Source organism: Qipengyuania vesicularis, assembly GCF_019711415.1.
Lineage (GTDB): Bacteria > Pseudomonadota > Alphaproteobacteria > Sphingomonadales > Sphingomonadaceae > Qipengyuania > Qipengyuania vesicularis.
The window spans coordinates 55,001-79,378 of record NZ_JAIGNJ010000001.1; the positions used below are offsets into that span (position 1 = coordinate 55,001).

A 24,378-nucleotide genomic window follows, 5' to 3' on the forward strand; every position below is an offset into this window, starting at 1 on the left:
CCACCAGGTAACTGGATGCGACATCAAATCCGATTGAATGAAACGAAAACAGATCCGGCATCTGGCCGGTAGGTGGTTTCGACCACCGCTCTTTGACATTGTGAATGGGTTTTTAAATCGATGCCGTGGCGCATGGATTGTACGGTTTGCCTTCGGGCAGATCATGCGAGCTATGCATCACAACAAGATCAATCAAACGATTATCTGGCTGAGATATTCCTCCGCACTATCTTTAAGCGATTGGCTTTTATGCAGGCCTGTCGTTGATGGTGTGGATTCTCAAGCGTGAGGTAAGAGCATTTGGTGGATGCCTTGGCATGTGCAGGCGATGAAGGACGTGGCACGCTGCGATAAGCGTCGGGGAGATGTGAGCAATCTTTGATCCGGCGATTTCCGAATGGGGAAACCCACCCTCACCATTTCCTTTCGATTGTCTTCGGACGATCGGAAAGAGGTGGATAGGGTATCACCAGACTGAATATATAGGTTTGGTGAAGCGAACCCGGGGAACTGAAACATCTCAGTACCCGGAGGAAAAGACATCAACAGAGATTCCCGTAGTAGTGGCGAGCGAACCGGGACCAGGCCAATGCTTCTTCGTTAATTAGCAAAACACTTTGGAAAGAGTGGCCATAGTGGGTGACAGCCCCGTATGCGAAAATGACCGAAGAAGATTCGAGTAGGGCGGGACACGTGAAATCCTGTCTGAACATGGGGGGACCACCCTCCAAGCCTAAATACTCGCACATGACCGATAGCGAACACAGTACCGTGAGGGAAAGGTGAAAAGCACCCCGATTAGGGGAGTGAAACAGTACCTGAAACCGGATGCTTACAAGCAGTTGGAGCCCCATAGGGGGTGACAGCGTACCTCTTGCATAATGGGTCAGTGACTTAATCTACCATGCAAGCTTAAGCCGTTAGGTGTAGGCGCAGCGAAAGCGAGTCTGAATAGGGCGACTGAGTATGATGGATTAGACCCGAACCCCGGCGATCTAGGCATGGCCAGGTTGAAGGTGCGGTAACACGCACTGGAGGACCGAACCGGTGAATGTTGAAAAATTCTCGGATGAGCTGTGTTTAGGGGTGAAAGGCCAATCAAGCCGGGAAATAGCTGGTTCTCCGCGAAATCTATTGAGGTAGAGCGTCGGATGTATGCCGATGGGGGTAGAGCACTGGATGGGCTAGGGCTGCGCGAGCGGTACCAAACCTAACCAAACTCCGAATACCATCGAGTCTTATCCGGCAGACAGACGGCGGGTGCTAAGGTCCGTCGTCAAAAGGGAAACAGCCCTAACCTACAGCTAAGGTCCCCAAGTCATATCTAAGTGGGAAAGCATGTGGGAATCCCAAAACAACCAGGAGGTTGGCTTAGAAGCAGCCATCCTTTAAAGAAAGCGTAACAGCTCACTGGTCTAAATAAGGGTTCCTGCGGCGAAGATGTAACGGGGCTAAAGATATGCACCGAAGCTTAGGGTTGCAGTTTACTGCAGCGGTAGCGGAGCGTTCCGTAAGCGAGTGAAGGCGAAGGGTAACCGACGCTGGACGTATCGGAAGTGCGAATGCTGACATGAGTAGCGACAAAGAGGGTGAGATGCCCTCTCGCCGAAAGACCAAGGGTTCCTGCGCAACGCTAATCGGCGCAGGGTTAGCCGGCCCCTAAGACGAGCCCGAAGGGGGTAGTCGATGGGAACCACGTAAATATTCGTGGGCCTGAAGATGTGTGACGGATGGCGGAAGTTGTTCTCTCTTATTGGATTGAGAGGGCAGCCAAGTTGTTCCAGGAAATAGCCTCTTCACTATAGACCGTACCCGAAACCGACACAGGTGGTCAGGTAGAGTATACCAAGGCGCTTGAGAGAAGTATCCTGAAGGAACTCGGCAAATTGCCTCCGTACCTTCGGAAGAAGGAGGCCCTGGATCGAGGCAACTCTTTTCAGGGGGCACAGGCCAGGGGGTAGCGACTGTTTAGCAAAAACACAGCACTCTGCTAAGTCGGCTTCAAGACGACGTATAGGGTGTGACGCCTGCCCGGTGCTCGAAGGTTAAGAGGAGGAGTGCAAGCTCCGAATTGAAGCCCGAGTAAACGGCGGCCGTAACTATAACGGTCCTAAGGTAGCGAAATTCCTTGTCGGGTAAGTTCCGACCTGCACGAATGGCGTAACGACTTCCCCACTGTCTCCAGGATATGCTCAGCGAAATTGAATTCTCCGTGAAGATGCGGAGTACCCGCGGTTAGACGGAAAGACCCCGTGCACCTTTACTGCAGCTTCAGAGTGGCATTAGGAAAGAGTTGTGTAGCATAGGTGGGAGGCTTTGAAGCGAGAGCGCCAGTTCTCGTGGAGCCATAGGTGAAATACCACCCTGCTGTTTTCTGATGTCTAACCAGCTACCGTTATCCGGTAGTGGGACCCTCTGTGGCGGGTAGTTTGACTGGGGCGGTCGCCTCCTAAAGAGTAACGGAGGCGCGCGATGGTAGGCTCAGGACGGTTGGAAACCGTCTGCAAGAGTGCAATGGCATAAGCCTGCCTGACTGCGAGACTGACGAGTCGAGCAGAGACGAAAGTCGGTCATAGTGATCCGGTGGTCCCTCGTGGAAGGGCCATCGCTCAACGGATAAAAGGTACGCCGGGGATAACAGGCTGATGATTCCCAAGAGCTCATATCGACGGAATCGTTTGGCACCTCGATGTCGGCTCATCACATCCTGGGGCTGGAGCAGGTCCCAAGGGTTTGGCTGTTCGCCAATTAAAGTGGTACGTGAGCTGGGTTCAGAACGTCGCGAGACAGTTTGGTCCCTATCTGCCGTGGGCGTCGATACTTGAAAGGAGTTGCCCCTAGTACGAGAGGACCGGGGTGAACATACCTCTGGTGTACCTGTCATCCTGCCAAGGGTGCCGCAGGGTAGCTATGTATGGACGGGATAACCGCTGAAAGCATCTAAGCGGGAAGCCTCCCTTAAGATAAGGTATCTTCGAACCGTCGTAGACCACGACGTTGATAGGCCGGGTGTGGAAGCGCAGTAATGCGTGTAGCTAACCGGTCCTAATAGTTCTTTTCGCGCTTGTAGGATCCATACCATCAACGACAGCCCTGTGCTGTCCGAGAGGTGGAGGAAACTCTAGCCGGATAAGCCCAGAAAGCTCAAAGCATCGATTTAAACCCATGTCCGCCAGCTCTATTGCTTGGTGACCTTAGCGTCTGTGACCCACCCGATCCCATCTCGAACTCGGCCGTGAAACCGGACAGCGCCGATGGTACTAGTGCTCAAGCACTGGAAGAGTAGGTCGTCGCCAGGCATTAAAGCCGGCGGGCATGCGGGATAAACCCATTCACGATTTCAAAAGCCGCTGCCGGGCGTTCCCGAGCGGCGGTTTTTTCGTCTCTGGCCTATGCGCTAGGATGGATACATACGGTGCCGCGGGGTGGAGCAGTCCGGTAGCTCGTCAGGCTCATAACCTGAAGGTCGTTGGTTCAAATCCAACCCCCGCAACCACCGTTTGAAAACCCGCCTTCTGGCGGGTTTTTTGTGCCCTCAGCCGACGACTGCACCTGCGATCAGCGCATCGACGACTGCCGGGTCTGCCAGCGTCGAGGTATCGCCCACCTTGTCCGGTTCGCCCTCTGCGATCTTGCGCAGGATGCGGCGCATGATCTTGCCGCTCCGGGTCTTGGGCAGGGCGGGGGCGAACTGGATCGCATCGGGTGAGGCAATAGGGCCGATCTCGCCGCGAACGAACTGGCGCAACTCGTGACGTAGCTCTTCGCTCTCGGGCTCCCCGGCGTTCAGCGTGACATAGGCGTAGATGCCCTGGCCCTTCACGTCGTGCGGCATCCCGACGACGGCGGCTTCGGCCACCTTGGGATGAGCGACGAGCGCGCTTTCGACTTCGGCCGTGCCCATGCGGTGGCCCGAAACGTTGATCACATCGTCAACGCGGCCGGTGATCCAGTAATAGCCGTCCTCGTCGCGCCGGCAGCCATCGCCGGTGAAATAGCGGCCCGGATAGGTGGTGAAATAGGTCTGGAAGAAGCGTTCAGCGTCGCCCCAGACGCCGCGCATCTGGCCGGGCCAGCTCTGCATTATCACAAGATTGCCCGAAGTTGCGCCTTCGAGAAGCTGGCCGTCGTTGTCGACCAGCGCCGGATAGACACCGGGTAGCGGCTTGGTCGCGCTTCCCGGTTTGGTCTCGACAGCGCCCGGGACCGGTGCGATCAGCGCGCCGCCGGTTTCGGTCTGCCACCAGGTATCGACGATCTCGCAGCGCCCGTCGCCGACCACTTCGTGATACCAGTTCCACGCCTCCGGATTGATCGGTTCACCGACCGTGCCGAGCAGGCGGATCTGCGAGCGGTCATGCTTTTTCACCCACTCGTCGCCCTCGCGCATCAGCGCGCGGATCGCAGTGGGGGCGGTGTAAAAAATCGTGACGCCGAGGCGGTTCGAGGTTTCCCAGAAGCGCCCGAAGTCCGGATAATTGGGCACGCCATCGAACATCACGGTGGTCGCGCCATTAGCGAGCGGACCGTAGACGACATAGCTGTGCCCGGTGACCCAGCCGACATCGGCGGTGCACCAGAAGACATCGTCCTCTTTCGCGCCGAAGAGCATGTCGAAGGTCGCGGTGACCCAGTAGAGATATCCGCCCGTCGTGTGCATCACGCCCTTCGGCTTGCCGGTCGAACCTGACGTGTAGAGAATAAACAGCGGGTCCTCGGCGTTCATGCGCTCAGGCGCGCAATCGGCCGACACCTTGTCGCGCAACTCGTGCCACCAGTGATCGCGTCCCTCAACGAAAGACACGTCGCCGCCGGTCCTGCGGACCATGATGACCGATTCGACAGAGGCCTTGGCCAGGGCCTTGTCGGCATTGGCTTTCAGCGGGATGCGCTTGCCCCCACGCGACCCTTCATCGGCGGTGACCAGTAGTTTTGCGCCGCAGTCTCGTATTCGGTCGGCGAGGCTATCGGGCGAGAAGCCTCCGAACACGACTGAGTGGATCGCCCCGATCCGTGCGCAGGCGAGCATGGCGAAGGCAGCCTCCGGGATCATCGGCATGTAGAGCACCACGCGGTCGCCCTTTACGACGCCGCAGTCCTTCAGCGCATTGGCGAAGCGGCAGACCTCTTCATGCACCTGCGTATAGGTGAGCGTGTAGCCTTCGCCCGGCTCGTCACCCTCGAAGACGATCGCGGTCTGGTCGCCGCGCGCATCAAGGTGGCGGTCGAGGCAGTTTACCGAGACGTTGAGTTCGCCATCCTCGAACCAGCGAATGCCGAAATCGGCTTCTTCATAGCTGCTGCGGTTGGCCTTGGTCGGAAGAGTGTACCAATCGAGCCGCTTGGCTTCTTCGAGCCAATAGCTTTCCGGATCGCGATCGACAGCCTCGTGGCGTGCGGCAAGATCCTGTTGTGCGTTCATGGCTTCGGCTTCTCCTCTTCCGGAAGACGATCATATCTCCCGGCCGCTCATGCGCAATGACCGAAAATCAGCCTTCGATCTTCAGGCCGAACCAGATCGTTCGCGGCGTGCCGAGATCGATCGAGCCACCCTGGTTGCGCGTGATGATTTCCTCATCGGTCAGGTTCTCGCCGCGCAGGACAAGCGAGAAACGATCCGCGACCGGCATCTCGGCATAGGCGCCCAGCGTGGTGACCGAGGGCAGGACATCGCTTTCGAGGTCGTCCTCGAATTGCTTGCCGATGTGGCGCAGAGTGACCGCGATCAGGCCGCTCTCCAAGAACCGGTAGCTTGCCATTGCTCCGCCGACCCATGCCGGCGTCTGTGATGGACGATTGCCGTCGAAGGCGGCACCAGCCTCCCGGGCCTCGGCATCGGTATAGGCGAGCGATCCCACCACCTGCAGCGGGCCAAGGGAGAAAGCCGCACGGGCCTCTATTCCCTGCGCGTGAATTTCCTCGATATTCTGCCGCTGGCGCGTGACCGGGTCCAAAGTGACATTCGCAATCGCATCTTTGACCCGGTTGTCGAATGCGGTCAGCGAGAACTCGAAATCATCGCCCGGGGCAAAGTCGATTCCAGCCTCGAATCCTTTCAGCTTCTCATTAGCCAGTGCAGGGTTGGCATTGGTCGTGACCGGGAAGACGACGAAGGGCCGGTAAAGCTCGTTGAGGGTCGGCAGGCGCAGACCGGTATAGGCTGCCGCGCGCAGTTTGAGACCTCCGCCTGCGTCGAATGTCGCACCGCCGCGGAAGGATTCCTCCCAGCCTGAACGGTTCGCAAAGCTGCTGTCCGCGATGACTGCGCCCGATGTGTCGAGCGCGGTGAAGAACCCTTCGCGGATCGTGTATCGATCCAGCCGCACGCCCGCGGTCAGCACCAGTCGGCCGAGCAATACATCGTTCTCAGCGAAGAAGCCGAGATCGGTGTTGGTGCCGCCCGCATTGCGCCTCTCGCGGACCGCGCCGGTAAAGCCGCTGAGGGCGGTCTCGTAAAGTTCGCCTTCGCTCCGCCGGTAATCGGTGCCGAGCCGCAGGACGCTTGTATCGCCTACTGGCGGGCGGATCTCGATCTTGCCACCTAGACCGGTGGAGGGCGTTTTGCGCTGGTCGAGCACGGGCACGAAGCGGGTAGAGCTGACCACGACATTGGTGAAGTTGCGCGCCTGCACATAGGCAAGCGCGTCGAAGGCCCAGTCCCCACGACCAACAAGTCGGACGCTGGCATCCTGGCCCGTGCTCGAGCTGTCGGCCCCGTCGAACCGCAAAGTGCGCCGGTCATCATAGATCAGGGCGCGGGCTTGCAACTCCATCGTATCGCCAAGCGGAGCGACACCGCGTGCCTGCACCGACCAACTGTCGTATGCCGCCCGCGCGGAGGCATCGACACGGTCGGCAGCGGGGGTTGTGAAGAATCCTTTTCCGCGATCCCAGCGGCCTGAAACCACCGCGAAACCTGCGCCGAGGTTGCCGGACAGATGGGCCGCGCTCTCGGTCCCGCCGCGGTCGTTGGCGTAGAGGTGTCCGCCGAAGTCGCCCAGCGTGCCTGCGCCGGCGCTTTCCAGCTCGATCGTTCCTGCAAGCGCACCAGCGCCGAAGGGACCGGAGCCGCCTCCGCGGGTCACGCGGACGCTTGAAAGCCTCTCCGGGGCAATCGCAGCGAAAGGGATGAAGCCGAAGAAGGGATCGGCCATCGGGACACCGTCAAGCAGTACAAGCGCGCGGCTGGTGGCGTTGCCGCCGAGCGAGCGCAGCGTGGCACCTTGCGCGCTGGGGTTGGACGAGCGGCTGTCGGACCGGCGAAACTGCTGGAATCCCGCGACGGAAGAAAGCGCATCCTCGATCCGTCCCGACGCGGTCGAGACAAGTTCCTCGCGTGTGATTTCCTGCGATGCATAGGCCGGGGTGGACGGCGCATCTGGAAGGCCAGAGCCGGTTACGACAATCGTCGCCTCTTCCTCACCGCCTTCGCTCTCTTGCGCGATAGCGGCTGAAGCAGTGAGGGCCAGTCCGGCGGGGAAAAGGTATAGCGACGTGCGAAAGCGTGGTTTCATCACGACCGGTCTACAAGACATGCTGCCCCCTGCAACCCACTGCGTTCGAGGAGCATCGGCTTGACTTGATGGGACAAGCGCGGCTCAAGGCGCAGCACCAAGGAAGAGAGGAAGCTTCGTGTCCGGTCCATCTACCATTCCGCCTCGCCACCGCAGCTGGCTGTTCGCGCCCGGTGATAGCGAGAAGAAAATGACCAAGGCGACCGAGGGGGAGGCCGATATCGTCATCTTCGATCTCGAGGATGCGGTGGCCGAAGATGCCAAGCCCGAAGCCCGCAAGGCGATCTGCGCTTTCCTCAAGACCCGCGACAATTCGGAGCACGCGCGCCTCTGGGTCCGCGTCAATCCGCTCGACGGGCCGCATACGGCGGAAGACCTTGCCGCGATCATGCCCGGCAGGCCCGGGGGGATCATGCTGCCCAAGTCGCGCGGGCGGCAAGATGTCGAAGAGCTGGACAGGATCCTTACGCCGCTCGAGATGGAACTCGGCATCGCGCCCGGATCTACGCCGGTCATCGCGCTGGTGACGGAAGTTGCGGCGGCGATGTTCACGACCGGCGATTATGCGGGTGCACCTCGCCTCGTGGCCATGACCTGGGGCGCGGAAGACCTCGCCGATTCCATCGGTGCCATGTCGAACCGCGGCGAGGACGGCGAATACAGCTTCACCTACGAACTGGCGCGCAGCCTTACCCTGCTCGGCGCGGCGGCAGCCACCGTTCCGGCGATCGAGACCATCGACGGCGACTTCCGCAATCTCGACGGCCTCAAGAAGCGCGCCGAACGTGTTCGCCGAGACGGCTATCGTGGAATGCTGGCAATCCATCCGGCGCAGGTGCCGGTGATCAACGCAGCGTTCTCGCCGAGCGAAGAGGAAATCGCCGAAGCGCGCGAGATTATCGCGGTGTTCGAGGCCAATCCGGGGGCGGGGACCATCGGGCACAAGGGCAAGATGCTCGACCGCCCGCACCTCAGCCGCGCGCAGCAATTGCTCGCGCAGGTCAGGGACTAGGCCGGAAGCTTCGCTACCTCGGCCAGCACCCGCTCCGCCCATTCGGGACGGCAGATCAGCAGGTCGGGCATGTAGGTATCTGATTGATTGTAGATGAGCGGGCTGCCGTCGATCCGGCTTGCATGCAGGCCATGGGCGAGAGCGACTGCGGCGGGCGCTGCGCTGTCCCATTCGTATTGGCCGCCGGTGTGAAGGTAGATTTCCGCTTCGCCGCGGACGACCGCCATGGCCTTGGCTCCAGCCGATCCCATGGGAACAAGCTCGGCACCAATAGCTTCGGCAACCGATACTGCCTCCTTGGCCGGCCGTGTGCGGCTGACCACCATGCGCGGGCGGTGTGCTGCGGCAGGAACCTCGATGGGCGCATCCGTACGCAAGACTGTATCCAAGCCGGGCAGCGCCACCGCGCCCGTTTCCGGTTCTCCGTCCACGCAGAGCGCAACATGCACCGCCCAGTCGCTGCGGGCCTCGCCATATTCGCGCGTGCCGTCGACCGGATCGACGATCCAGACACGGCTCTTGGCGAGACGCGCCGGATTGTCCTTCTCTTCTTCCGAAAGCAGCCCGTCATCGGGGCGCTGCTGGCGGATGGCATGGCACAGGAACTGGTTGGCTGTCTCGTCGCCCGCCTTGCCGAGCGCCTTGCCCTCGAACATGCCGCTCTCTCGCACCTGGGTCAGGATCTTTCCGGCAACCTCTGCAAGGTGTGCGGCGAGTTCGGCGTCGGTCATTGGAGTCCTTGTCGGGCTACAAAAGAATTTGGGGGCCGCATGGCAGACTGAAACCGCCTTGCGAACCCCCGAAAGAAGTTATGCTGGTATCGCCTACGCGACGGCTGGGCGCCTTGCGAAGATGCCGAAAGAGGCAATTACCGCATAGCAGATGATCGGGATGATCATGGCCATCGCGAGGTTCCCGCCCGTGGCATCGGCCACGACGCCGTAGAGCAGCGGTACGATCGCGCCGCCGCAGATAGCGACATTGATGATACCCGAGCCGTCCGCTGCGCGGGGGCCCAGCTTTTCGCAAGCGAGCGAGAAGATCGTCGGGAACATGATCGAGTTCATGAGACCGACCGCAAGCAATGTGTATGCTGCGACCTGACCGCTTGTCTGGGTGGAGACGAGGATCAGCAGGATCGCGCCGGTCGCATTGAAGGCCAGGATCTTACCCGGCGAGAAAATGCGCAGGAAGTAGGAGCCGATGAAACGGCCCACCATGGCGCCGCCCCAGTAGAGGCCAATCATCCAGCCGATAACACTTTCCGGCTGACCCAGGACGCGCGCTTCCGACAGGTAGTTGATGATTACCGAGCCGATGGCGACTTCGCCGCCGACATACAGGAAAATGCACAGCGCGCCGAAGCTGAAACGGGTCCGGGTGAGCAGGCTGTTGTCATAGAGCCAGACTGCGGGCGCGGCGAGAATGAGGAGCACGCCGAGCCAAGGGCTGACCTGCAGAGCGGCAAAGACGCCGGCGATCACCAATGCGAGACCGACCAGATAGCGGCCCCAGGTCACGAGCTCGGTGTCACCCATGAGCTTCGGATCGTGCGGCAGGCGGTTGCGGAACATCCAGACCGCGATCGCGACAATGGCGATCAGACCCGCAAGGCCGAGATAGCCTTGCCAGATCGCTTCGCTTTCCGCCTGACGATATTCGAGCAGAGCCTGCCCCGAAAGTTGGTCCGCGCTGACCGTGGCCAGGCTGCCGAGGATGACGATAGCACCCACAATCGGGAAGATTGTCGTCCCGAGCGAGTTGAAGGCCTGGGCAAAGGTAAGGCGACTGTGCGTGGTGCTTGGTGGTCCAAGCAGCGAAATGAGTGGATTGGCGACGACCTGGACGATTACCACGCCGCTCGCCAGCACGAAGAGTGCGCCGAGGAAAACGATATAGGTCGCGGTCTGGCTGGCCGGAATGAACAGCAGGCAGCCGAGCATCATCGTCAGCAAACCGGCAACTGCGCCGCGCATATAGCCGAGCTTCTTTACCAGCTTTGCGCCGGGAATGCCGATGATGAGATAGGCCGCAAAGAAGCAGAACTGCACCAGCATTGCCTCGGTCCAGCTGAGCGTGAAAAGCTCTTTCAGCTTCGGAATGATGACATCGTTGAGCGAGGTAATGCCGCCGAAAATGAAAAACAGGCCGAAGACGAAATAGTTCAGACCCGGCGCGTTTACCGGCGGGGTGTCATCGTCGATTTCAATCGGGTTCGGATCGGTGCTCGTCGCGACGTCCGGTGCGAGTGCCATATCGGTATTCCTCCCAAGTTCCGGTGCGACCCATGTCCGCCCGGCTTATTTCACCGCCTTGTGTGACACCCTTGGGCCGACACGCAAAGCAAATACGAATTCCGCTCAGAACGAACAGTCTGTCCCTTCCGCAAACTCCTCACGGACGACGCTGCCGATATTGATCTTGAACGGGCCCTGCGACGTGACAGTCAGCGACGGGCCGAGATCCGCCATGCAGGCGTCGGTCAGGATCATCTCGCGATAGCCCTTGCCTTCCGCGACCGAGAGCTGCTGCGTGATGTCCAGCGGTTCGCTTGCGCCGACCTTCAGGTAGACTGCGGCCGATGGTCGCGTCTGGACTTCGTAGACCACACGGTAGCCATAGCCGGTATCCCCGCCAGCCTGTGCCAGTTCAAGGAAGGCACCGGGGCCGAAGCTGATAGCTCGTGCGTCCTCCTGGGCGTTGCGGTCGAGGCCGATCGAGAAGATCCCGCCAGCTTCGCCGCGCAAATTGTCCAGCTTGCCCGTGGCAGTATTGGCGAGCACGCCATCGGCGAGGCGGCCGCTTACGTACCAGTCCTTCGCTGCGCCCTGTTCCAGCGGTGCGCAGTTCTCGTCGAGAGCGGGCAGGGCGCTGGTTTCGCTCAGCGAGCGGCCATAACCGACCGCGAACAACGCACCATCCGGCCCATTGAGCGGTCCGAAATCGCAGGTTGCAGGCCAGCTGAAGCCGAGCTTGCCCGTTGCGGGCATCGCGCCGGTTAGAACGTCGGCAACGCCCGCCCCTTCGCCGCCCGGCAACCATGCGGCAACGAAAGCGTCGGCGAGATTGAGCTCGCGGTTCATCCACATCGGTCGACCCGAAAGGAAAACGGCGACGGTGGGTACGCCATCGGCCTTGAATTGCCGGAGAAGTTCGAGCCCCTCGGTGTCGGTGAAACCAAGATGCTTCCGGTCGCCCGCAAATTCGGCATAGGGTTCTTCACCGAAGACCACGATGGCGACATCGGGCTTTGTTTCGTAGCTTCCGTCTTCCGACAGCGTTGCCGTCCCGCCGCTTGCCGTCACTGCGTCTTCGAGCCCGCCCCAGATCGACGTGGCACCGGGAAAGTTGTCATTCGTAAGGTCGCCGCCGCCCTGCCATGTCAGGGTCCAGCCGCCCGCTGCTTGCGCAATGTCGTCTGCGGCCGAGCCCGCAACCAGCACGTTCGCGCCCTGCTTCAGGGGAAGGACGCCATTGTTGGTCAGGATAACCTGCGATTTGGCCACCGCCTCGCGCGCGATCGCGCGATGCTCTGCGGAGCCGATGAGCGAGTAGTCGCCTGCATTCGGGCGGTCGGAAGGTTTCACGAATTCATCGAGCAAGCCGGCGCGCATCTTCATGCGCAGCACGCGGCCGACTGCTTCGTCGAGCCGCGCCATGGGGATAGTGCCATCCTCGACTTGGGCGACCAGCGTTTCGAGCAGGCCTTTCCAGTCGTCGGGCACCATGTAGATGTCCAGACCAGCGAGGAGCGATTGCGGGCAGTCGGTATTGGTGCAGCCCTTGACCTGGCCGTGGCCGTTCCAGTCGCCCACCACGAGACCGTCGAAGCCGAGCTCGCCGCGCAGGAAATCGGTGAGCAAGGGCTCGTTGCCATGCATCTTGCGGCCATTGACCGAGTTGAAGCTCGCCATGATCGTCTCGACGCCCGCTTCGATCGTGGCGGGATATGGGTAGGCGTGAAGAGCCTTCAGCTCTTCGATGTCGCCATTCACCTCGCCTTGGTCGACACCCTGGTCCGTTCCGCCATCGCCGAAGAAATGCTTCGCCGTCGCGATGACGTGACCGGCGCCGAGGCGGTTCGGATCGCCCTTCGCGCCCTGCAGCCCTTCGACCAGTGCAGCGCCGAGTGGGGCAACAATCGTCGGGTCTTCGGAATAGCTCTCGTAGGTGCGGCCCCAGCGATCATCGCGCGCCACGGCAACAGTGGGTGAGAAATTCCAGTCGATGCCGGTCACTTCGATTTCGACAGCGGTTGCATGGCCGATCCGGCGCAGCAGGTCCGCATCGCGCGTAGCGCCCAGGCCGATATTGTGGGGGAAGATCGTCGCCTGAACGACATTGGTGTGGCCGTGGACAGCGTCCGTACCCCAGATCGTCGGGATCACGGGTTCACCATTCTCATGCGGCTCCACCGAGGCGAGATACATCTCGTCGGCATAACGCAACCATTCGCTCGCCGGGGCGAATTCATCGCCATAGGGGCCTCCGTTCCCGCCGTTGAGATAGCTGCCGAAACGATAGCGGCGCATGTCTTCGGGAGTGAAGCTGTTGATCTGCGGCTGGATGAGCTGTGCGACCTTGCGCTCGAGCGTCATCCGCGAAAGCAGGTCGGCGACGCGGACGTCCTCTTCGGACATGGCGCTTGATGCAGGGGGAGCTTCGGCCTCCATCGGAACCGTGCTGCATCCCGCCAGGGCCACTGCTGCGGCCGTTGCCATGAAAAAGGCTTTCATATCGCTCATCCCTCTCCGTTCCCTCCCGATTGAGAACGTTATCAATCAAGGATTGCCATGCGTTGGAGGCAAAATCAACCCGCTAGTTGGTGCGGGGCATGCTTATCAGCAGGAGGGTGGCAATCGCTGCCAGCGCGGACAGGAGTACGAATAATCCGCCGAAGCCGAAAAGGGGCACCATCGCCAGCGTTAACCAGGGCATGATCAGGCTGGGCACCGTGTTGGTCAGGTTGAAAATGCCGAGGTCGCGCCCCCGCGTTTCAGGCTTGGGTAGTACGCGCAGTGTCTGGCTCGAATGAAGCGCGAGGAAGACACTGGTCGACAATCCGAACACGACATATCCGGCGATGGCAATGACCAGATCTTGCGAAGCGGCCATGATGAGCAGGCCGAGCGCCCCGATCCCGGCCCCGATCGCCAGCGGCAGGATGGGCCGACCATGCCGATCGGACCAGCGGCCGGCGAGAAGTGCAAGCGGAACCGATAGCCCCAGCACCAGGGCAAAGATGCGGGCAGTGTCGTTGTCCGAGAAGCTCTCGTCGATGCTGGTGAACCAGATCAGCAAGTAGGCGAAGAGTGCGGCTTCCGCGATCTGGACTAGCAGGCGAGCCAGCCACATGCGCGCGACAGCTGAACGCCCATGATGCGGCTGCTCTGATGCACCCATCTCGGTCGGCTGGGTCAGGTGCGGCATGGAAACGGGCCGTCCGAAGAGGACCGCAGGCAGCACCATTGCAGCGACAAGTGCTGCCACTACAATAACTCTCTCGTCGGGTCCGGCGAGCCCCGGAATCGTTACGACCGCCCCAGAGGCGGCACCGAGCGCCGGTGCAAATGCGAGGAGCCCGCCGAGAAAGCCTTTCTGCCGGTCGGGGACCACGTCTCCTGCCCAGGCGGCGAGCGGGCCGAGCATCATGTTGAGCCCCACCTGCCAGGCCACGATCAGACCGATAAGCTTGACCGGACTGTCAGCCTCCTTGACGGAAACGAGCAGTGTACATGACAGCAGGAGGCCAGCGAGGATCCAGGGCCGCCGACTGCGGGTCCGGTCGCTCGCCCAACCGAAGGCGATGTTCGACAGGCTGGCGGCGATGGCGCCAACGAAGGCGACATAGGCCAGCAAGTCGATGTTTCCGTCGCCCGCGATGTCGGTCGCGCGAACGGGCAGCAGCAGGGTCAGGAACGGGACGTAGGAGACGGCGCCGCCCGCGACGGCAAGGGCATAGAGCCATAGGAATCGCAGCGACTGGCGCTGCTCGCCGGGGCTGTCAGCCGTTGTCACGGCTCGGAGCGCGTGCGGTCGAACCGCGGACGACGAGCTCACCTTCGACCGATATCACTCCTTCGGGCAGCTTCTTTGTACGCGCTTCGATGAGCAGTTCGACCGCCCGTGCGGTCGTCGCCGCGATCGGCTGATCGACGGCGGTCAGCGGCGGCTGCGTGAAGCGCACGATGGGCGAGTTGTCAAAGCTGACCAGCGAGAGGTCCTGCGGGACTTTCAGCCCCCGCTTGCGGGCAATCTCCAGCGTGGCGAGGGCCATCTGGTCACTGCTCGCGATGATGGCAGTGGGCGGGTTCTCGAGATCGAGGAGTTTTGACGCGGCCACCATGCCGCTCTCGAATCCGAAATCCCCTCGCTCGCAAAGGCCGCCCGTTGGCAGCTCGGCGGCCTCCATGGCGCGAAGCCAGCCGTTGACGCGCCGACCTGACAGGCTGAAGTCTTCAGGCCCGGCGATGAATCCGATCCGCTCGTGCCCCAATTCGATCAGGTGGTCGGTTGCCAGCTGGGCATTGAAGGTATCGCCCATGGTGATGGCAATCCCGGGCCCCTCGTCCGTCGTCCCGATCCTTGCGAAAGGGATTCCCCGCTCGGCAAGCAGGCCGGTGATCAGCGGATTCTCCGAGTGGGGCGGGGTGAGGAGGATGCCATCGGGCTGCAGGGCTGCAATAGCTGCGCCCAATTCACGCTCGACATGGTCGGTATGGGTGTCGACCAGTTCGATGAGCATGCGATAGCCATGCTGCGCACAGGTCAGCATCCCGCCGAGCAGCATCTGGTCGACCCAGTCGCGACCTTCGCGGGCGCGCCAGTCGGCAATCGTCAGGTCGCGGTCGTTGATCGCGAGGATGAGATAGCTACGCGAACCGCTCATCCGCTGGGCGGCGATTGAGGGCACGTAGCCCAGCTTATCGATACTGGCCTGCACGCGCTCCTGCATGGCAGGGCGCACGTTTGGTTCGTTGTTGATGACGCGGCTGACCGTTTGCAGGGAAACGCCCGCATCGGCTGCCACATGTTTGATTGTCACCGACTGCCGCCGCCGACCCATGTCATAACCTCCCCGTCTTCACGGCGCCACGATCCCCAATGGCTATAGGGGCAGGGGCCGCCGCGCAATCCCGTCAGGCTGGAAGCCCCGGGCAACTGTGGATTTCCTCGACCGTATACGAATACGGGCCCCGACTTCACGCCGAGGCCCGCATCATTCCTTACGCTACGCCCGGCTCAGAAGTTGAAGCGAGCGATGAAGGTGTAGCGGCGGTCGTTGCGGAAGGCCGCGCTGATCGCCCTTGTGCCGTCGTAATCGAGCACGGTCGACAGCTTGGTCACCTCGTCGAGCAGGTTCACGCCCTGCACGCCCAGCTTCACGTTCTCGTTGACCGTGTAGAAGAGCGAGGCATCAAGCTGGCCGCCCGATTCCTGCCAAGTGGGCGAGAACGGGTAGAGGTCGTCCCTGGCCGTCACCAGGAACTCGCTGCGCCAGTTGTATGCAGCGCGAGCAGAGATCGGCCCCTTCTCGTAGAAGATGGTGCCGTTGATCGTGTGCTCCGAGATGCCGGCCAGCGGCTGGAATTCCACGAACGGGCTGGCGTTGAGCGGCAGGATGCCATTCGCGATCGAAGGGCTGCCTGCGTCCTGCAGGTTGGGGTTCGAGAAGTCGCCACCATCCACATAGGTGTAGGATGCCTGGACGCCCAGTCCGCTCAGCAGTCCCGGAAGGAAGTCGTAGGTCTGCTGATAGGCCAGCTCGAAGCCCTTGAGGGTTCCGGAAAGCTCGTTCGAAGGACCCGTGACGAGTACGTCCTGGGTCACACCGCTCGGGCTGGTGTAGCTATTGATGCTTGTACCAGTCGAAACGATCCCGCTGATGTCCTTGATGAATGCGGCTGCGGTCAGCGAGCCGACATCATCGAAGTACCATTCTGCCGACAGGTCGTAATTCCACGATTCTGTCGGACGAATGCTGCGGTTACCAGTCGAGATCGCCAGCAACGGCCCCGAGGTGACGCCCTGGGCGTTGAAGCCGAAGGTGCCGTTGGCCGAGAAGGCGTTGAGGTCCGGACGGAAAATCGCCTTCGAGACCGCGCCGCGGACGACGATACCGGTGCCGCTGTCGAGCCTGACGTTCAGGGCCGGGAGCCAGTGATCGAATTCGATCGGGCGGTTGTCGGGGATGCCTTCACCCGTGATCAGCGCTGCATACTCGTCGAGACGTGCACCGGTCAGGCTACAGTAGGCGCGCGCCTGGCCCGGAGGTCCGGGAAGTGCGCAGTAGTCGGTGATTTCCGAAGCCTGGACGACACCATCGCCGTTGGCGGTCGGGTTCGCACTCGGATTGTCGAACAGGTCACCCGGGCGTTCGAAGCCGAGCAGCGTCGAAAGCTTCACCTTGGTCTTGACGTAGCGCAGACCGATGTTGCCGCCGATCGACCAGCCGTTATCGAAATCGGTACCGAAATCGACGCGAGCATAGGCTGCGCTGGTGATTTCAGTGACGTCCGAGATCTCTTCGGGACAGAACGGATCGCACTGAGTGGTGACGCCATTGATCGGATTGGTCCGCGACCGACCCGCTACGCCAAGATTGAAGCGTTCCGGTGTCTGCGCGAATTCCGAGATATCGTCCCACTGACCCTGCGTAACTCCATCGAGGTATTCCTGCAGGAAGTCGTCGCCGCCGAACCACCAGGCTTCACCACCCGGGATCGGGGTTGCCGTCTCACCGCGCTGGAAGTTATCGGCAAAGGGTGCGCGGATCTGGCTGGCTCCGGGGAATTCGTCGGTGAACGCACCACCGGCGATCGCGAATTCCTGACCGTCGAGTCCGGTGTAGAAGCGGCCCGGCGTGAATCCCGACCAGTCGGGAACATAGGGACCAGGGCCACTGAAGCAGCCCGGACCCTCACCCCAGGGCGCACAGCCACCACGGCCGGCCCAAGGAGCGGAAAGGTTGCCCCAGGTGCTGAAGTCGGTGTTGCGCGTCGTACGATCGCGAGCCGCCCAGCGCGCGCCGAAGCGGGCCTTCTTGATGAAGCCGTCATCGCTGATGTCGTACTCGAAATCACCCTTGACGCTGAAGAGGTCGCCATCGTTCTTCTCACGGCTGTCGAGGCCGAACCAGTAGTAGGTGTAGAAGCCCGAGGAGAAGTAATCAGCCGGCGCACCGATCGGGGCGAGGAACTCGACGTTCGGTGTTTCGCCGCTGAGGTCGAGGGCGATGTCCGCCCAGGTGCTCATCGCGCCGAAAACGGAATCGCGGTTCAGACTCGAGGTGATGTACTGCGCCTCGAAATTGCCGCGGAAGCGGTCGGAGAACTGCGTGTCAATGTCGAACGAAATGTCCTGCGTCACACTCTTGGTGCCGCGCAGGAAGCGAAGCGAGTCCATCGGAATGCCGCCGAGGCCGAACGGGGTTGCATAAGCGTCACCGCGACCATCGGTCAGGATGCCGCTGACGAAGCGGCCATCCTCGAACTGCCAGGTGCTGTCTTCACGCACGTCGGGCGAGGAAACACCGTCATCGATGCGGCCCTGGAGCGCGAACTCCTCGGTGAAGAAGCTGGTCTCCGAGCGCAGGTATTCGAGCGTCATCAGCAGGCCGCCGTCGAGCGATTCGAACTGGGCGACACCCGAGATCGCTTCACGGTCACGATCGAGGCTCGTCGTACGAACGTTGGCAAACTGGGGGACGATGACCGTGTTGGCCGGCGGAAACTCGTTCGGCAGCAGAACAGTACCATCCAGGATGCCGTTGGAGTTTACTCCCGCGGCACGGATACAGCCACCGCTGAGATCAGCCGGACGATAGCAGGAGTCGACAACCTGAGAGGCGTCGGTGCGGCTCTTCAGTTCCGAATTCGAATAGCTGACCTGCAGGCCGAAGGTGCCTGCAGCCGTGTCGAAGGTGTCGGATGCGAGGATGTTGAAGGTCGGCGACCATTTTTCGCGCAGGTCACCGTAGTTTGCTTCGATCGAACCCGCGATATTGAGGCCTGGATTGTCGAGCGGCTTGCGGGTGACGAGATTGACGAGGCCAGCAATCTGACCTTCGATCATGTCGGCAGTGACGTTCTTGAAGACTTCCACGCGGCCGACGAGTTCGGGCGAAACATCTTCGAAGCTGAGGCTACGCCCGCCGTTTGCCGAGAAGATCTCGCGGCCGTTCAATTCCGAACGGACATAGGGGAGGCCGCGAATGATGACGCCGGTGCCTTCGACCGAGAAGCGGGTCGGGTCGGACGTCTTTTCGAAACGACCGATGTTGACGCCCGGAACGCGCTGCAGTGTTTCTGCGACCGAACGGTCAGGCAGGGCGCCGATGTCTTCTGCCGTGATCACGTCGACGACAGTGTCGGCACGCTCCTTGAAGTCCTGCGCGCTGCTGAGCGACTGGGCGAAGCCGGTCACGATGATCACGTTTTCATCATCGAGCTCCTCGGGCGTGCCGCCCGGCGATTCTTCGGTGATGGTGCCATCGGTGTCCTGCGCCCAGGCCGGTTGTGCCGCCACGAGTGCGAGGCCCGAAGCCGTTGTGAGTGCGGCGATACGGCGCGAATAGGCGGCGACGCCAGTCGTTTTGCGAGACATGTATCCTCCCTAGGTCCCAAGCAATTCCAGCAGGTCGAATCCTGCATTCATTTTGAAACATATCGTGGGTTGTGAGCGTTCACAAGATACAATATGAACGTTCCCAACAACCGTGGCGCTCTGGCAACAGGGGCACGATGATGGCATAGGGACGGGTCATGGCAATCGAGCATATTGTAATCGTAGGCGGCGGGACCGCGGGCTGGATGGCAGCTGCTGCGCTATCGCGGATTCGTGACGGGCGCGATCTCAAGATCACCGTGATCGAATCCGAGATGATCGGCACGGTAGGTGTCGGCGAGGCAACCATCCCGCCATTCGTCGAATTCAACCAGGCATTGGGCATCGACGAGCGCGAGTTTCTTTCCGAAGTGCAGGGCACATTCAAGCTCGGCATCCGGTTCGAGAACTGGGGGCAGGTAGGCGAGAGCTACATCCACCCCTTCGGAAACTACGGATATGACATTGGCGGCATCGGCTTCCACCAGGTCTGGCACAAGATGCGCCAGCGCGGTGACAAACGACCGATCCAGCTGTTCAACCTGGAAACCATGGCGGCGCATTTCGGGAAGTTCTCGCGGACTCAAGACTACTCCAGCGATGACCTTCCGCCGATGAACTATGCCTATCACATCAATGCGACCGACTACGCTAAGTACCTGCGCAAGTACGCCGAGAAGCGCGGCGTGGTCCGGCGCGAGGGCATCGTCAAGAACGTCGCTGTCGATGGCGAGAGCGGGTTCGTCACGACGCTAACGATGGACAATGACGAGGAGATCCATGGCGACTTCTTCGTCGATTGCACCGGCTTTCGTGGCTTGTTGATCGAGCAGACGCTCGAAACGGGATACGAGGACTGGACCCACTACCTGCCGTGCGACCGGGCAGTGGCGCTGCCCTGCAATCGTGATGACGGCTCGCCGCCGCCGCCCTTCACCAAGGCGACGGCGCACAAGGCGGGCTGGCAGTGGCAGGTCCCGCTGCAGCACCGCAACGGCAATGGCCATGTTTACTGTAGCCAGTTCATGGAACCGGACGAGGCAACCGATATCCTGATCCAGAATCTTGCAGGCAAACCGACAGCGGATCCGAACCACCTTCGCTTCGTCACCGGGCGCCGGAAGAAATTCTGGAACAAGAATGTCGTCGCGCTCGGTCTGGCTTCCGGCTTCATGGAGCCGCTGGAAAGTACTTCGATCCACCTCATCAACACCGGCGTGAACAAGCTTATCGCCACCATGTCGCTTGACGGTGTGAACGAGGCGCAGGCGAGCACCTTCAACCGCCTGACAGTGAAGGAATACGAGCGGATCCGCGACTTTCTCGTTCTGCACTACAAGGTGACGCGTCGCGACGATTCCCCCTTCTGGGACTATTGCCGCACGATGGACGTGCCCGACACGCTCACCGAGAAAATCGAGATCTTCAAGGCAAACGGCCAGGTCTTCCGCGAGGAGGACGAGCTTTTCACCACGACGAGCTGGGCGGCTGTGATGATGGGACAGGGCCTGACGATGGAGGGTACCAGTCCGATGGCCGATGGCGTTGCCGACCGCTCGGCGCAGGAGATCGACGAAATGGCCAAGTCGATCCAGTGGCTGGTCCAGCGCATGCCCGGACACCAGCAATATTTGGAAAAATACTGCCCTGCGCCGATGGTGGCCGCCTGACGCTTGCCCTTGGGCGGGCGGCGCTCTAGCGCACGTCTCAGATGTTCGACCCGCACGCCTTCCGCAACGCGCTCGGCTCCTTCGCGACCGGCGTGACAATTGTCACCGCGCGTGACGGCGAGGGGCGACCGGTCGGCCTGACGGCGAACAGCTTCAACTCGGTCAGCCTCGATCCCCCGATGGTGCTTTGGAGCCTTTCGCTTCATTCCGGCAGCCTCCCTGTGTTCCGCGATGCCGAGCGTTGGGCGGTGCATGTTCTCGCCGCAGACCAGCAGGCGATGTCCGACCGGTTTGCTACTCCAGCAATCGACAAGTTCGAGGGCCTCTCTCTGGCCGACGGTCCGGAAGGTGCTCCCTTGATCGAGGGTTGCGCCGCCCGCTTCGGCTGCCGCGCGCGCTTCGAATATGAGGGCGGCGATCATGCGATCTTCCTCGGCGAAGTGATCGAATTCGACCGCCGCGAGGCCGAGCCACTGATCTATCACGGCGGGCAGTACGGCCGCATCATGCGCGCGCCCAGCGGCGCCGATCTGGAGCGGGAAGGGCTGGCCGAAGACACAGCCGAGGGCCTTTCCCTTACGGATCGCGGGCGCGAGCTGTTCGCGGCGCTCGAGCGGGTGGCGAAGCGCTAGACTCTGCACTCTCCCGCCGATACCGGTTGCAAAACGCAATCAGACTTTGAGGAGAGGCCCCATGAAAACCCGCATCACCGAAATGTTCGGCATCGAGCATCCGATCATCCAGGGCGGCATGCATTATGTCGGCTTTGCGGAGATGGCGGCGGCGGTATCCAATGCGGGCGGCCTCGGCATCATCACCGGCCTGACTCAGGGTACGCCCGAAAAGCTCGCCAACGAGATCGCGCGCTGCAAGGACATGACCGACAAGCCGTTCGGCGTGAACCTCACTTTCCTCCCCACGGTCAACGCGCCCGATTATCCGGGCCTGGTGCGGGTCATCATCGAGGGCGGGGTGAAGATCGTCGAGACTGCCGGCAACAATCCCGCTCAGGTTCTTCCTTACTTCAAGGATGCCGGCGTCAAGGTGATCCACAAATGCACCAGCGTGCGCCATAGCCTGAAGGCCCAGTCCATCGGCTGCGATGCGGTTTCGGTCGACGGCTTCGAATGCGGCGGCCATCCGGGCGAGGACGATATCCCGAACATGATCCTGCTGCCCCGCGCAGCGGACGAGCTGGAAATCCCCTTCGTCGCCAGCGGCGGCATGGCCGACGGCCGCAGCCTCGTCGCATCGCTCGCCATGGGCGCGGACGGCATGAACATGGGCACACGCTTCATCGCCACCAAGGAAGCGCCGGTGCACGAAAACGTGAAGGCGGCGATCGTCGCAGCGAGCGAGCTCGACACCCGCCTCGTCATGCGTCCGCTGCGCAATACCGAACGCGTGATGACCAATGACGCGGTCGAGGAACTGCTCAAGATCGAGAAGGAGAAAGGCGACGACCTCAAGTTCGAGGACATCATCGAACAGGTCGCAGGCGTCTATCCGCGCATCATGACCGAAGGCGACATGGATGCGGGCGCATGGTCCTGCGGCATTGTTGCAGGCCTCATCAACGACATTCCGACCTGCCAGGAACTGATCGACAATATCATGGCGCAGGCCGAACAGATCATCACCCAGCGCCTCGCCGGCTTCCAGGCGGGCTGACCCATGCTCGATACGGCCAAGCGCTTTGCCTATAACGAGGACCACGAGGCCTTCCGCGATACCGTGCGCAAGGTCTTTGCCGAACACATGGTCCCTTATCTCGATAAGCATGAGGAAGAGGGCATCGTCGGCCGCGAGGCGTGGAAGGCTTTGGGCGAAGCGGGGATGCTGTGCCCGACCGTATCCGAAGAGAACGGCGGCCTCGGTCTCGATTTCGGCTTCAATTGCGTGATCGCGGAAGAGCTCAGCTACATGGGTTCGTCCGCCGGTTTCACGCTGCAGAACGACATCACCGTCAATTACTTCGAACGCCTCGGGACCGAGGAGCAGAAGGCGAAGTACCTTCCGGGCATGGTGTCGGGCGACATCATCACTGCCATCGCGATGACCGAGCCGGGCGCGGGCAGCGACCTGCAGGGCGTCCGCACGACGGCGGTGCTCGATGGCGGCGAATGGGTCATCAACGGCTCTAAGACCTACATCACCAATGGCCAGAACGCCGATTGCGTGATCGTGGTCTGCAAGACCGACCCGAGCCAGGGCGCCAAGGGCACCTCGCTGATCCTCGTCGATGCAGGGACGCCGGGCTTCGAGCGCGGGCGCAATCTCGACAAGATCGGCCAGCATGCGGCCGACACTTCCGAGCTGTTCTTCAACGATTGCCGTGTGCCGAAGGAAAACCTGCTGGGCGGGGAAGGCCGCGGCTTCATCCACCTGATGGAGGAACTGCCGCAGGAACGCCTCTCCATCGCGGTCGGCGCGCAGGCCGGGGCGCAGCGCGCCTTCGACGAGGCGGTCAAGTTCACCAAGGACCGCAAGGCTTTCGGCAAGACCGTGTTCGAATTCCAGAACACAAAGTTCACACTCGCGGACCTGTCCGCGAAGCTGCAGGTCGGCTGGGCGCATCTCGACTGGGCCATCCTGCGCCATCTAAGGGGCGAGCTCACCACTGATGAGGCCAGCGCGGCCAAGCTGTGGCACACCGACCTCCAGTGGGAATGCTGCGATGCTGCGCTCCAATTGCATGGCGGTGCGGGCTACATGAACGAGTATCCTATTGCCCGGTTGTGGCGCGATGCCCGGGTCCAGCGGATCTACGGCGGCACCAATGAGATCATGAAGGAAGTCGTGAGCCGCGCGATCTGATCGCCGCGACCAAAGGAGAGACCAATGACCAATCCGCTCGATTACTCCGGCAAGACCGTCCTCGTGATTGGGGGCACGAGCGGGATCGGTAATGGCATCGCGCATGGCTTTCGAATGGCAGGCGCCAAGGTTCTCGTCACCGGGACGCGCGGATCTGCCGGGGAATATCCCGACAGCGACATGGAAGGGCTCGCCTTCCACTCGCTCGACGTGTCGGATCGCGATGCCCTTGATGCGTTCGAATGGCCCGAGACGCTAGATGTCGTCGTGCTCTGCCAGGGTATCGCACGCTATGGCCGCGAGGAGTTTACCCGCGAAGGCTGGGATGCGGTCATGGAAGTCAATCTCGATTCCTTGCTCGATTGCGCCAATGCGACGCGCCAGAAGCTTGCCGACACGGGCGGGTCGCTCCTGATCATCAGCTCGATCGGTGGTTATCGCGGGTTGGTCGGCAACCCCGCCTATGGAGCCAGCAAGGCTGGCGCGATCAGCATGGTGAAATCGCTGGGTGTTGCCTTCGCCGCCGAAGGCATTCGCGTCAACGGTATCGCTCCGGGCTATGTCCACACCAAGATCAACGACGCCTTCCTCTCGGACGAAAAGACCCAGAAGCACATTATCTCGACCACGCCGCGCGGCCGTCTCGGCCTGCCAGAGGACATGGCGGGTGCTGCACTATTCCTTGCCTCGCCTCTGGCCGACTACGTCGTCGGCCAGACAATCAGCGTCGACGGCGGTCTGAGCGTGGCGAGCTGAATCG

General features: G+C 61.5%; 14 protein-coding genes, 2 tRNA genes and 2 rRNA genes (1 of these 18 running past the window's edge). 10 read left to right on the forward strand and 8 right to left on the reverse strand.

The annotated features are described in order from the left end of the window. The 4 genes from K3146_RS00250 to K3146_RS00265 form a co-directional block, all read left to right on the forward strand. Positions 1 to 6, forward strand: a tRNA-Ala gene (locus K3146_RS00250); it begins 70 nt to the left of the window's first position. A 274-nt stretch (positions 7 to 280) separates the two neighbouring features. Next, a 23S ribosomal RNA gene (locus tag K3146_RS00255) occupies positions 281 to 3,069 on the forward strand. A 115-nt stretch (positions 3,070 to 3,184) separates the two neighbouring features. Beyond that, positions 3,185 to 3,299: ribosomal RNA gene (rrf, locus tag K3146_RS00260) — 5S ribosomal RNA — on the forward strand. Positions 3,300 to 3,419: 120 nt separating this feature from the next. After that, a tRNA-Met gene (locus K3146_RS00265) sits at positions 3,420 to 3,496 on the forward strand. Between the two features lie 39 nt (positions 3,497 to 3,535). On the opposite strand, the gene acs is transcribed toward K3146_RS00265, so the two are convergent. Together acs and K3146_RS00275 are read right to left on the reverse strand one after the other, a co-directional pair. Continuing rightward, on the reverse strand, positions 3,536 to 5,422 hold the full coding sequence (gene acs, locus K3146_RS00270; RefSeq protein ID WP_221544222.1) for an acetate--CoA ligase: 1,887 nt from the start codon (positions 5,420 to 5,422) through the stop codon (positions 3,536 to 3,538). Between the two features lie 67 nt (positions 5,423 to 5,489). Further along, the gene (locus K3146_RS00275; protein WP_221544223.1) at positions 5,490 to 7,514 is read right to left on the reverse strand and encodes a TonB-dependent receptor plug domain-containing protein; all 2,025 of its coding nucleotides are present in this window, start codon (positions 7,512 to 7,514) and stop codon (positions 5,490 to 5,492) included. 118 nt (positions 7,515 to 7,632) lie between these two features. On the opposite strand from K3146_RS00275, the gene K3146_RS00280 reads away from it, so the two are divergent. Then, positions 7,633 to 8,526: an HpcH/HpaI aldolase/citrate lyase family protein gene (locus K3146_RS00280; protein WP_221544224.1), complete on the forward strand. Its 894-nt coding sequence runs from the start codon at positions 7,633 to 7,635 to the stop codon at positions 8,524 to 8,526. Here the strand turns inward: K3146_RS00280 and K3146_RS00285 are convergent. From K3146_RS00285 to K3146_RS00310, 6 genes are all read right to left on the reverse strand, one after another. Next, positions 8,523 to 9,257, reverse strand: coding sequence for a 3'(2'),5'-bisphosphate nucleotidase CysQ (locus K3146_RS00285; RefSeq protein ID WP_221544225.1), 735 nt, complete (start codon positions 9,255 to 9,257; stop codon positions 8,523 to 8,525). The two genes, K3146_RS00280 and K3146_RS00285, sit on opposite strands and share 4 nt — an antisense overlap. Positions 9,258 to 9,350: 93 nt before the next feature. Beyond that, a complete protein-coding gene (locus K3146_RS00290) occupies positions 9,351 to 10,781 on the reverse strand; it encodes a sugar MFS transporter (RefSeq protein ID WP_221544226.1) in 1,431 nt (476 codons plus the stop codon). 105 nt (positions 10,782 to 10,886) lie between these two features. After that, the gene (locus K3146_RS00295; RefSeq protein ID WP_247710969.1) at positions 10,887 to 13,271 is read right to left on the reverse strand and encodes a glycoside hydrolase family 3 protein; all 2,385 of its coding nucleotides are present in this window, start codon (positions 13,269 to 13,271) and stop codon (positions 10,887 to 10,889) included. Between the two features lie 73 nt (positions 13,272 to 13,344). Beyond that, the gene (locus K3146_RS00300) at positions 13,345 to 14,544 is read right to left on the reverse strand and encodes an MFS transporter (RefSeq protein WP_221544227.1); all 1,200 of its coding nucleotides are present in this window, start codon (positions 14,542 to 14,544) and stop codon (positions 13,345 to 13,347) included. Then, a complete protein-coding gene (locus K3146_RS00305; protein WP_221544228.1) occupies positions 14,531 to 15,592 on the reverse strand; it encodes a LacI family DNA-binding transcriptional regulator in 1,062 nt (353 codons plus the stop codon). Before K3146_RS00305 ends, K3146_RS00300 begins: the two co-directional genes overlap by 14 nt. A gap of 176 nt (positions 15,593 to 15,768) precedes the next feature. After that, positions 15,769 to 19,131 carry a TonB-dependent receptor gene (locus K3146_RS00310; protein ID WP_221544229.1) on the reverse strand — a complete coding sequence of 1,121 codons (3,363 nt, stop codon included), beginning with the start codon at positions 19,129 to 19,131 and terminating at the stop codon, positions 15,769 to 15,771. Positions 19,132 to 19,289: 158 nt separating this feature from the next. On the opposite strand from K3146_RS00310, the gene K3146_RS00315 reads away from it, so the two are divergent. From K3146_RS00315 to K3146_RS00335, 5 genes are all read left to right on the forward strand, one after another. Continuing rightward, positions 19,290 to 20,801: a tryptophan halogenase family protein gene (locus K3146_RS00315; protein WP_221544230.1), complete on the forward strand. Its 1,512-nt coding sequence runs from the start codon at positions 19,290 to 19,292 to the stop codon at positions 20,799 to 20,801. A gap of 41 nt (positions 20,802 to 20,842) precedes the next feature. Continuing rightward, positions 20,843 to 21,433, forward strand: a complete 591-nt coding sequence (locus K3146_RS00320; protein WP_221544231.1) for a flavin reductase family protein — start codon at positions 20,843 to 20,845, stop codon at positions 21,431 to 21,433. A 61-nt stretch (positions 21,434 to 21,494) separates the two neighbouring features. Continuing rightward, on the forward strand, positions 21,495 to 22,472 hold the full coding sequence (locus K3146_RS00325) for an NAD(P)H-dependent flavin oxidoreductase (protein WP_221544232.1): 978 nt from the start codon (positions 21,495 to 21,497) through the stop codon (positions 22,470 to 22,472). Between the two features lie 3 nt (positions 22,473 to 22,475). Further along, a complete protein-coding gene (locus K3146_RS00330) occupies positions 22,476 to 23,618 on the forward strand; it encodes an acyl-CoA dehydrogenase family protein (protein ID WP_221544233.1) in 1,143 nt (380 codons plus the stop codon). A gap of 24 nt (positions 23,619 to 23,642) precedes the next feature. Further along, positions 23,643 to 24,374, forward strand: coding sequence for an SDR family NAD(P)-dependent oxidoreductase (locus tag K3146_RS00335; RefSeq protein ID WP_221544234.1), 732 nt, complete (start codon positions 23,643 to 23,645; stop codon positions 24,372 to 24,374). The last annotated feature ends 4 nt before the right edge of the window (positions 24,375 to 24,378 follow it).